At 48.9% G+C, this 11,905-nt stretch carries 5 protein-coding genes; 3 read left to right on the top strand and 2 right to left on the bottom strand.

What is annotated here, in order from left to right; genetic code table 11:
* Window positions 1-122: 122 nt before the first annotated feature.
* Window positions 123-1,475, bottom strand: a complete 1,353-nt coding sequence (locus tag BQ5591_RS19370) for an MATE family efflux transporter (RefSeq protein WP_071150580.1) — start codon at window positions 1,473-1,475, stop codon at window positions 123-125.
* Window positions 1,476-1,651: 176 nt separating this feature from the next.
* Here BQ5591_RS19370 and BQ5591_RS19365 point away from each other — a divergent pair, with 176 nt between their 5' ends.
* On the top strand, window positions 1,652-2,335 hold the full coding sequence (locus BQ5591_RS19365; protein WP_022162140.1) for a tetratricopeptide repeat protein: 684 nt from the start codon (window positions 1,652-1,654) through the stop codon (window positions 2,333-2,335).
* Between the two features lie 19 nt (window positions 2,336-2,354).
* On the opposite strand, the gene BQ5591_RS19360 is transcribed toward BQ5591_RS19365, so the two are convergent.
* Window positions 2,355-6,413, bottom strand: a complete 4,059-nt coding sequence (locus tag BQ5591_RS19360) for a hybrid sensor histidine kinase/response regulator transcription factor (protein WP_071150579.1) — start codon at window positions 6,411-6,413, stop codon at window positions 2,355-2,357.
* Window positions 6,414-6,623: 210 nt separating this feature from the next.
* Between BQ5591_RS19360 and BQ5591_RS19355 the strand changes: the two genes are divergently transcribed.
* Both BQ5591_RS19355 and BQ5591_RS19350 read left to right on the top strand, forming a co-directional pair.
* Complete coding sequence (locus BQ5591_RS19355; protein WP_071150578.1) at window positions 6,624-8,570, top strand: glycoside hydrolase family 97 protein; 1,947 nt, start codon at window positions 6,624-6,626, stop codon at window positions 8,568-8,570.
* A gap of 163 nt (window positions 8,571-8,733) precedes the next feature.
* Window positions 8,734-11,892 (top strand): SusC/RagA family TonB-linked outer membrane protein, encoded by a 3,159-nt coding sequence (locus tag BQ5591_RS19350; protein WP_071150577.1) that lies wholly within the window; start codon window positions 8,734-8,736, stop codon window positions 11,890-11,892.
* Window positions 11,893-11,905: the final 13 nt, after the last annotated feature.

Here is an 11,905-nt window from a genome sequence, read left to right as displayed (position 1 = left end):
CTGAGAAGGGGGGCTGAGCCGTGCAAGTGTGGCTCGCGAGCCGTGCAAGTGTCTCTCGTGAGCCGTACAAGTGTCTCTCACGAGCCGTGCAAGTGTCCTGCAAACGGGGAACAAAGGTGGCTTTAGCCTACTGCCGGCGAGGCGAATGCACGACGCACAACTCCGCGGCTCAGCACCGTCTGTACGGCTCCGCGCACAAACAGGTAAACGATGAAAGCCAGCCACAACGCATGATTGCCCAGTACCGGCCGGAGCCCGTAGTGCAGGGCGAAGAAGCAGACGGCAGCCGCAGCCATGGAAAGAAGCATGCCGCGGGTGGCAGTGGCACCGATGAACACTCCGTCCCAAATGAATGCCGCCACGCCGGCAGCAGGAATGGCCAGTGCCCAACCGAAATAGCTGTCGGCAGCGGCGGTCACCTGTCGGTCGTCGGTAAGCAGGCACAGGAAGGCATTGCCCCCGAAGGCATAGGCCAGGGTGAAGAGGACCGCCATCAGGAAGCCCCACACGAAGAGCCGCCGCACCGTATCGCCGAATGCCGCACGGTTGCGCGCTCCGATGTAACGCCCGCTCATGGCCTCGCCCGCATAGGCAAAACCGTCCATCACGTACGAGAACAGGGTGAAGAGCTGCATCAGCAAGGTGTTGACCGCCAGTATGATTTCTCCCTGAGCGGCACCGGCCGAGGTAAAGAACAGGGTGACTGTCACCAGGCAGAGCGTGCGCAGAAAGATGTCGCGGTTGACGGCGAAGAAGCGCCGCATCGCCTGGCGTTCCCACAATCCGTTGCTACCTGCATCCGAGCCACCGCCTTGTCTGCCGGGCAGATACTTCTTCAGTTTGCCATATTGGCGCAGCCATAGTGTCAGCCCCATGACAAAGCCGGCATATTGCGCAATGAGTGTGCCCAGTGCCACACCCTCGACCTTCATGCCGCATCCGAAGACCAGGCTGAGGCTGGCCACGATGTTGACCACGTTTTGCGTGATGGCGATAAACATGGGTGTGCGCGAGTTCTGCATGCCGATGAACCAGCCCGTCAGCCCGTACAGTCCCAGCATGGCAGGAGCTCCCCAAATGCAGATATGAAAATAGACGGTCGCCATCCGGCGTACTTCGTCGGTGGGCTGTATCAGCAGGAAAGCCGCCTGACGGATGGGCACTTGCAGGGCGATGAGCACCGCCGCCACCGCCATGCCGATGCCTACGGAGCGGAGCAGGATGCGAACCACCTCGGGCAGATCGCGCCGCCCCAGTGCCTGCGAGGTCATGCCGCTGCTGCCCATACGCAGGAAACCGAATATCCAGTAGATGATGTTAAACAGCATTCCGCCCACGGCGATGGCGCCGATGTAGGCCGGTGCGCCGAGGTGTCCCACGATGGCCACGTCGATGAGGCCGAGCAGGGGCACGGTGATGTTGGACACGATGGACGGCAGGGCAATTTGCAGGATTTGGCGGTCTCTGGGCTTCATGAAATTTCCTCTTTTTTCTTTGGGCGGCAAAAGTACACAGAAAAAAGGAAAAAACGGACAGAAAGATTAACAATAATTCAACTTCGGCGCGTTGTTTGTTGTTATGGAAATATCTACATTTGTAGGTGGTTTCCCGAGACGGGGAATCTGGATATAAACCTATCAGTCTTACATCAATGAAAACCTTAACTTTGCTTCTATCTATTGTTTTGTGCTGCCCCTTGGCGCTCTTTGGCCAGTCGGCCGCTGTGTTGCTGGAGAAGGTTGCCGAGGCACTTGCTTCGGGAAACGATGAGTATGCCGTCAGCCTGTTCCGTCAGTCGGCTGTAGCCGATGCCGAGCAGACGGAAATGTTCTACTGGACCCACGTCAACAAGAATGCTGCGGTGACTCCGCGTCTGGCTCAGGAGCTGGCTGTGCGTTACAAAAAAATCAGGAATTACGATAAAGCCTATCTTTTCTATCGGGAAGTGTTGCAGGCGCATCCTCAGGATGTGCCCACTCTTGTGTCGTGTGCCGAGGTACAGTTGATGCGGGGCGAGTCGGACGATGCAAAACGTATTTACGAACAAGTGATGACGCTCGATCCCGAGAACCTTCAGGCCAACATCTTTCTAGGCAATTATTTTTACCTTCAGGCCGAGCGTGCCCGAAACAAGCTGAACGAGGACTACCGAAAGATAGCTTCGCCTACGCGGATGCAATATGCCCGTTACCGTAACAGCCTGTCAGATATCTTCTCGAACAGTTATTCCAAAGCTCGTACCTACTTGCAGAAGGTACTCCAGCTGTTCCCCTCGACCGAGGCCGGAAAGACGCTGGAGAAAATCAAAAGCATCGAACTGGAAATGAACCGTTAAGCGACGGGGAAAGCGACGCTTAGGATGGCTCGCCTCCGGCCTTTTCGCGCAGCTGTTTCAGGTATTCGGACGGTATTACGCCGTACTCTTCCTTAAAGCATTGGCGGAAGTAGAACAGGTTGTTGATGCCAACCTTGGCCGCTATCTCCGAGATGGTGTATTTTCCTTCGAGCAGGAATTGCTCGGCATATTTCATTTTCATCTTGCGTACGTACTCGTTGGCCGACATACCGGTCAGCGCCTTCATCTTGCGGTACAAGGTAGAGCTGCTCATGCACATCTTGTCCGAAAGGTAGCCTACGTCTATCTTGTCCGACGACAGGCGGGCTTCTATCAGTTCGTTGATTTTATGGATAAACTCGTTGTCGAGCTTGTTGAGCGACTCCATGACAGCAGCCGACTTGCTTGGCGCCTCCCCCGACTTGCTGCGGAAATGTTCCGATAGGATGCGGCGGTTCTGAATCAGGTTCTCGATGCGGCTGTGCAGCAGGCTGGCGCTGAAGGGTTTGGTCAGGTACGAGTCGGCACCCACGGCATAGCCTTCTTCCTTGTCGTGCAGCGAGTCTTTGGCTGTAAGCAGGATGATGGGGATGTGGCTGGTGCGCACATCGCTTTTCAGGGCACGGCACATTTCGTTACCGTCCATCACGGGCATCATGATGTCGCTCACAATGATGTCGGGGATTATTTTCAGTGCAATGTCTCTTCCTTCCTTGCCGTTGGCAGCCGTACGTACGTCGAAGTGTTCGCTGAACGATTCGGCAATGTAGTCGCGGATGTCCTGGTTGTCTTCTACGACCAGCAGGATGGGATGTTCGTCGGCATTCGGTTCCGGCTCCTGTTCCGTGGTTTTCTCTGCATCGTTCTGCTGGATATCGGTGTGCAGGGCGTTGGGGTAGAAGTTATCGGTCAGCAAGCTGATGCGGAACGTGCTGCCTTGATTGAGTTTGCTTTCGACGCTGATTTCGCCTTCGTGCAGTTTGACGAGGTTCTTTACCAGTGCCAGTCCGATGCCCGTACCCGATGCCTGATGCTTTCCACCTTCCTGATAATAGCGTTCGAAGATGTGGGGTAGGGCATCCGGATGAATGCCGTAGCCGGTATCGCTTACCCAAAGTTCGGTGTAGCAGATTCCGGTACGCTCGGCGAGACGTATTCCGATGGTGATGCTGCCCTTTTCGGTGTATTTGATGGCATTCGAGATGAGATTGTCCAATATGGACTGTATCATCTCTTTGTCGAAATACATCGTTATGTTTTCCTCTTCTATATCCAGTTTGATTTCTACATCTGGCTTTTGGTTCAGTTCTCTGTATTTCAGTCCGGTTTCGTGTACCAGTGCGGCAATGTTGCCCCGGCAGACACAAAGTTTCCGGTTTTGGGTTTCGGTCTTGCGGAATTCCAGAATCTGGTTGATGAGGTTGAGCAGGCGTATGGCACTCTGATGTATGACGCTCAGTTTCTGAGCATCTTTGGCCGAAAGCGAATTGTTCTTTTGCATATCCTCCAGCGGTCCCAGTATCAGGGTGAGCGGTGTGCGCAACTCGTGAGTGATGTTGGTATAGAAACGCAGACGTTCGTTGTTCAGTTCCTGTTCATGTTGCAGGTTCTGTTTCTCCAGTTTATACAGGGTTTCTGCATCCAGCCTTTTCTTGTAGATGTAGAGCAGTACCGACAGAATGGAGATGGCCAAGGCAAAATAAATCGTTTTGGCCCACCAGGTAAGCCATAAGGGAGGGGCGATGTATATATCCAGCGTAGTCATGTTGTCGGCCCATTCCTGATTGCGCATACGTGTTCTTATCTGCAACTTGTATTTTCCGGGCGACAGGTTGCGGAAAGTCAGGTTATGGATGTCGGTCACGGTGTACCATGCATTTTCGAGTCCTTTTAACATATAGGCATACTCCACCTGGTCGGTCAGGGCATAGTTCTGAATGTTGAAGGCTACGCTGAAACTGCTTTGCCAATGTTCCAGTTCTATGCTTTTTTTGCCGTTTAGGGGTATGATGACAGGCTTGTTTTCGAAGTTTTCGCTGGGCTCGTGGATAACCAGAGAATTGATGAATGCCGGTGGCGACTGACGTTTCTGTAATACCAGTTCGGGGTTGAAGTAGCACAATCCGTCTATGGAGCCGAAGTACAGGCGTCCTACCGAATCGGTTGCCGTGCAGTTACGGCTGAAGTTGCCTAGTGGCAGGTTATCGTGCTGGTCGTAATTGTACAGGGTGTCTCCATCGTTGCACAGGCAGCTGATGCCTTTGTTGGTGCTGAACCAGATATTGCCCTCTTTGTCTTCGTTGATGGCCTGAATGTGTGTATTAACCAGTCCGTCTTCGCGTCTGTATACTTTGTAATCCCGCTTTTTCAGTGAAGGGAAACACACCAGTCCGTCGCCGGTGGCAGCCCACATGCGGCCTTTACTGTCTTCGTAAAGAGCATTGAGGGTGTTCGACGGAAACTGGCCGGCTACGTTGAAAGAAGCTATGGGATTGAACGATTCGTCAAATATTGTTAGCCCGCCTCCGAAGTAGCCTACCCAAAGCTGTCCTTCCGAGTCCTTTACAATGCACCGTACCAGATCGTTTGTCGAGCCGTAGTGGGCTTTTATCTTGTGTGTATTGCGGTCAATCTGGTAAATGCCTTCGCTGGTGCTGGTCCATATATTCCCTTCTTTGTCCTCGTGGAAAGCTCTGACATCGACATGACTTTGTGCAGGCGGAAGGATCTGTTTGAAGTTGCGGATTTGTGCATCGTAGTAGAGGATGCCTCCATAAAAAAGGCCGAACCATAGTCCTCCTTTCGAATCGCACAGAGATGCCTGTATGGGTGCACCGGACAAATTCTTGTTCCGGCTGTTATAGCAATCTACCTGTTTTCCCTTTCTGAACAAGTCGATTTCGCCTTCGTCCATACCTATCCATAGATTACCTTGACGATCGGCACAGACACTTGACACAATTTTACTGGTCAGGTGGTTATCCGTGTAAGGGAAAGGAGAATACTTGTATACGGAGAATAATGGCTGGCTGCGGTTGATGAAGTTGATTCCCCCGCCGTAAGAGCCGGCCCATACATTGTTGTATGTATCTTGAAACAGGCAGCGGATGGTTGCTTTGGACAAGCCATACTCGTTGTTTTCTTCTTTGATAATTGTCAGATTACTGTGATCGGGTGCATGGGACATGTGTTGTGAGAGGTCCATTATGGCAATTCCACCGAACTCCATGGCTATCCACAGCTGGTTGTCGTTCAGCTGTTTTATGTCGTGTATGCGGTGCGAAAGGTTTTTGTCTTTATCGTTGAAGCGGATGAACTTTTCTGCTTCCGGATTGAATAAGGCAAGTCCTTTTCCTGTTCCTACCCAGATGTTTCCGTTGCGGTCTCTGCATATGCTTCCTACTTCGTTGGAAGGCAAACTGTTGGCGTCGTTGGGGTCGTGGGTGAAGTTTTTGATAGTTTTCTCTTTGGTAGACAAGATACTGAATCCGTTTTCAGCATGGCCGACATAAAGGATTCCATCTTCTCCTTTCTCAATGGCCCAAATACCGTTACAGGGAAAGCCGGGTACGGTTTGCGAATTGTAGTGGGTGAATTTACCGGTCTTTTTATCCAGATATTCAATGCCGCTCCAATAGGTACTGATGAAGAGATTGCTGTCATTGGCAGCTATAATGCGGGTTATGTCGTTTGTGATAAGACTTTCCGGATTGTTGGGATCGTGCTGGTAGACGGTAAAGGTGTTTTGGGCATAATTGTATGCATTCAGTCCGTTGCGTTGTGTTCCTATCCAGAGTATGGAATCCTGAGGATCGTCAAGAACACAGTTCAACTCGTTGCCGGCAAGGCTTTGTCGGCTGTTGTTTTCTTCTTTATAATAGGAAGAGAAGTTGACACCGTCAAATTGGTTCAATCCTTCTTCCGTCGCAAACCATAATACGCCCCTTTTATCTTGAGCGATGCTTACGACGTGGTTGTTGGACAATCCTTGCTTGATGCCTAGATGTTTTATAATATAAGGTTGCGCTGTTGCAGTAAGTGGCAGCAGGATACATAAGGTGAATAAGACTTTTTTCATTGTTACATGCACTTCTTGTTCAGTCAGCCAAAAATACAAATAAATTCGTTAGTTCGTGTATACGGATCGTTCATTGACCGATTTGTATTCATTCATTGCACGATTTCGAGTGTCTCATTCGTTTGCTGTAGGATATATTTGCACCCGATTTGAAGAATATGATTCATTCTTTCTTTTAACCCCGATTCATAATTAATTAAATAGTTTACCATGAAAAATGTAAATCAGTTAGCATTATTATTACTGCTGAATGCCTGTTCGGTTGCCGCTCAGGATGTAACGGTAAGCGGACCGGATCAGAGGTTGCAAGTTGCTTTTGACTGTCAGACCGACGGTGGGCTTGCTTATTCGGTCGTGTACGATGGAAAAACAATGTTGGCGAATTCTCCTTTGGGACTTGAAACCAACATGGGAAGTTTTGTGAAAGGCCTGAAACTGGAGCGTCACGAGATTCATTCCATTGATACAGTCTACGAACAGTCGCGTATCAAAGCGTCGCGCATTCATTATCAAGCTAATGAACTGACTTGTCATCTGACGAATGCCGAAGGCAGGCAGATGGCTGTCACCTTTCGTGTCAGCAACAATGATGTAGCACTTCGTTATTCTTTACCTCGTCAGCACGGCACAGGAAGTGTGCGTATCATGTCCGAAGCCACCGGCTTCCATTTTCCGGAACAGACTACTACATTCTTGTGTCCGCAAAGCGATGCCATGATTGGCTGGAAGCGGACGAAACCCAGTTACGAAGAAGAATATAAAGTAGATGCGCCCATGAGCGACCGTTCGCAATATGGCCATGGATATACTTTCCCCTGTCTGTTCCGTGTGGGCGACGAAGGTTGGGTATTGGTCAGCGAAACCGGTGTGGACAGTCGCTATTGTGCGTCTCACCTCAGTGATGCCGAGAACGGCTTATACCGTATAGCGTTCCCTATGCCCGAGGAGAACAACGGCAATGGTACAGTAGAGCCGGCGTTTGCTTTACCTGGTAGTACCCCTTGGCGTACGATTACTGTAGGCGAAAGCCTGAAACCTATCGTTGAAACAACTGTTTCTTGGGACGTAGTAGAACCCCGTTACACTACGAAGCAAGATTATCGCATGGGACGCAGTACGTGGAGCTGGATTCTGTGGCAGGATGACAGCTCGAACTTCGACGATCAGGTGAAATATGTCGATTTGGCTGCGGCGTTAGGATATGAGTACGTATTGGTAGACAGTTGGTGGGATAACAATATGGGATATCAGAAGATGGAAAAGCTGGTGGAGTATGCCCGTAGCAAAGGAATAGGAATCTTCTTGTGGTATAGTTCCAGCGGTTATTGGAACGACATCGAACAAAGCCCTATCAACAAAATGGATAATGCCATTATCCGTAAGCAGGAGATGAGCTGGATGCAGAAGTTGGGTGTAAAAGGTATCAAAGTGGACTTCTTTGGTGGTGACAAGCAAGAAACGATGCGCTTGTACGAAGATATATTGAGCGACGCCGACGACCACGGACTGATGGTTATCTTCCACGGATGTACTTTGCCACGCGGATGGGAACGCATGTATCCCAACTATGTGGGTAGCGAAGCGGTACTGGCTTCCGAGAACCTGATTTTCAACCAACACTTCTGCGACAACGAGGCGTTTAATGCCTGCCTGCATCCGTTCATCCGCAACACGGTGGGCTGTATGGAGTTTGGCGGTACGTTCCTCAACAAACGTCTGAATCGTGGTAACGACGGCGGTACTACCCGTCGCACGACCGATGTCTTCCAGTTGGCTACTGCCGTACTGTTCCAGAATCCGATCCAGAACTTTGCATTGGCTCCCAACAACCTGACCGATGCTCCGCAGCTGTGCATCGACTTTATGAAGCAGATACCTACTACGTGGGACGAAGTCCGCTTCATCGACGGTTATCCGGGCAAGTATGTCGTTCTGGCACGCCGTCATGGTGATACGTGGTACGTGGCTGGTATCAATGCCACCCAAGAGCCGTTGAAGCTGAAGGTAGACTTGCCTATGTTGTCCGGCAAAACAGTTTCTTGCTACAAGGATGACAAAAAACAGCAACCGATGTGTGAGTCACTGAAAGTAAAAGCTGATAAAAAAGTCCAGCTCGACATTCTTCCGCAAGGAGGCGTTGTCTTGGTCGGAAAATGAAGCTTATAACGCTCAGAATAGCCTACAGGGCATGTTTAGAACATATTTTGAATGATTTGTATATGTCCAAATCACGATTTCGAGTTGCTTTTTCGTGCTCTGTGGGATAATTTTGTATTCCAAAATAATATCAATTTTTATATTAACTTTAATCTATTAGCAAATGGATTCAGAACTAATGAAAAACAATCGAAAACTGGTAATGAGCCTGCTCCTTTGTGCTGGTTTCATTAGCGGTAATCCTCTTGTTGCAGTTGCTGGTTCGGGTGATCTTTCCGTACAGGGGGTCACTCAGAGTACGACAAATCCCAAGCGTACACTGCTTGGTACTGTAGTCGACGCTTCGACCGGTGAAGCGTTGATTGGTGTAAACATCCGGTTGAAAGGAACGGATACGGGAACCATTACCGATATAGATGGTAAGTTCTCTATCGAAGTTACCAGCAAATCGGAACTTTTGGTTTCTTATATCGGTTATAAATCGCAAGAACTGGTTGTTGGCGATCTGGGTGTCATGACCATTAAAATGGAGTCGGACAACGAAGTGCTGGACGAAGTTGTTGTTGTAGGACAAGGTACTCAGAAGAAAGTATCAGTTACAGGTTCTATTACTACCGTTAAGGGTGCTACTCTGAAGGCTCCGTCATCTTCACTGACCAATGCTTTGGCCGGTAAGTTGTCGGGTATCATTTCGATGACCAATAGCGGTGAGCCGGGATCTGCTTCTGAATTCTATATTCGTGGTATCAATACCTTTGGTGGTGTAGCTACTCCGCTGATACTGTTGGACGGTGTGGAAATCTCATCAACTGACCTGAACCGTATTCCGGCGGAGTCTATCGAGAGTTTCTCCTTGTTGAAGGATGCTTCGGCTACAGCTGTTTATGGTAACCGTGGTGCTAACGGTGTCATGTTGGTTACCACCAAGAAGGGTGCCGAGAATACGAAAGCTACGGTAAACGTATCTTTGGAAGCTTCTTATTTCAAGCCGATGAATGTTGTAGAATTTGCTGACGGTGCTACTTATATGCGTACTTATAACGAAGCTGCACAGGCAAGAAGTGCTACAACCATTACTTCTCCCCGTTATACGGAAGAGCAGATACAGAATACGGCCAACGGCACGAATCCGTATGTCTATCCCGATGTGGACTGGTACGACCTGCTGTTCAGGGAAGGTAACTATAACCAGCGTGCCAATATCAATGTTCAAGGTGGTGGATCGCGTGTATCTTATTATTTAAGTTTACAGGCCAATCACGATACCGGTTTGCTGGATGCTCCGACTGATTATTACTACAATCCGAACATTAATAACTGGGAATATAACTTCCAGAATAATATTTCGTATAAGCTGACCAATACCACGACGGTCGACTTGCGCATGATGGCTCAGATCGGTAACCAAAAAGGTCCTAACTATTCAACTTCCGATTTGTATAAGGCTGTTATGTCTGCCAATCCCGTTTCATTCCCTGCTTATTTCCCCGGTGATGATGAGCACATCTATTTTGGTAATGCAGAAGTAAAATCGGGTGTGTATGGTACGAACCCTTATGCTTATATGATGAGTTCATTCAAGGAAACCAACTATAACACATTGAACACTTCGCTGAATTTGACTCAAGATTTGAGTTTTATTACAGAAGGTTTGAGTGTGAAGGCATTGGTGAATTTTAAGAACTGGTCTCAGTCTTATTATTCCCGTTCACTGACACCTTATTATTATAGAGTAAAAGATGGTTCTTATGATCCGGCTACAGATACTTATGACCTGGAACTGCTGCAAACAGGTACTGACTATGTTAGCCAGTCCGGAGTCACCAAATCGGCCGATCAGACATTTTACTTTGATGTTCGTGCCGACTGGAAGCGCAGCTTCGGTGAACATAACCTGTCGGCGATGTTGATGTACATGATGCGTGAATATCGTAGTGATGTATTGCCTAACCGTAATCAGGGTTATTCCGGCCGTCTGACTTACGACTATGCCAACAAGTATCTGTTTGAGTTCAACTTTGGTTACAACGGTTCCGAACGTCTGGCCGCCGGCGAGCGTTTCGAGTTCTTCCCTGCAGCTTCTATCGGTTGGGTGGCAAGTGCAGAAAAATTCTGGGAACCGATTTCTCAGTATATCAATCACTTCAAGATCAGAGCATCTTACGGTCTGGTAGGTAGTGACCAGTTTAACGGAAGTGCTCCTCACTTCTTGTACCAAAATAACATCAGCATCGGTGCCGGACATAATTTCTGGACGGGTCTGCCTACCAACGAAACTTTCCGTAGCGGTCCTGCCTTCTATGTATTGGCTGTTGAAAATGCCGGTTGGGAACACGTAAAGAAGTTTGATATCGGTGTGGATATGTCAATTCTGAATCAGGTGAACATCACATTTGATTATTTCCACGACCTTCGTGACCGTATTCTGATGGCTCGTTCTTCATGGCCTAATCTGTTGGGATATTGGGGTTCGGTACCTTGGAGTAATATTGGTGAAGTAGTGAATCAAGGTGTGGAATTAAGCGTCAACTGGACCAAACAGTTCGGTAAAGACTGGACGGTAGATTTCCGTGGAAACTTCACTTATAACCAGAACGAATATAAGTATGTAGACGAACCTGAATATCCGTATGTATGGCAGACTAAGACTGGGAAACCGCTGAACGTACAGACAGGTTACATTGCCGAAGGCTTGTTCTCAAGTCAGGAGGAAATAGACAACTGGGCCGACCAGTCACAGCTGGGTGCCAACATCATGCCGGGTGATATCAAGTATCGTGACGTGAACGGCGACGGACAGATTACGACCGAAGACCAGGTTATGTTGTCGCCTTACGATGAAATCCCCCGCATACAGTACGGTTTCGGATTGAACGTTTCGTATAAGAAGTTCGATTTCGGCGTATTCTTTAACGGATCGGCTAAACGTAAGATTATGATCAACAGTGGTTATGCTCCCTTCTTGTCGGGTGGTGGTGACGGATCGAACGTAGAAAGTCTGGAACGAAACCTGATGCAGTGGATTGCTGATGATCATTGGTCGGTAGACAACCCCAACCCGAATGCCGCTTATCCGCGTCTGGGTATCACAAGTGCCGACATCAACAACAACATTCAGCCTAGCTCTTACTGGTTGCGCAATGGTAACTTCCTGCGCTTTAAGACACTCGAAATCGGTTACCGGTTCCCGATGTGTCGTGTTTACTTCAGCGGTGATAATCTGGCTGTATTCAGTCCCTTTAAGTTGTGGGATCCTGAACTTGACTGGAACTCCTATCCGTTGCAACGTACATTTAACTTAGGTGTTCAGTTTACATTCTAAAAAAGTTGGTTTA

This window comes from Bacteroides ndongoniae, assembly GCF_900108345.1.
Classification (GTDB): Bacteria; Bacteroidota; Bacteroidia; order Bacteroidales; family Bacteroidaceae; genus Bacteroides; species Bacteroides ndongoniae.
This window is presented reverse-complemented; position numbering and strand designations above follow the sequence as displayed.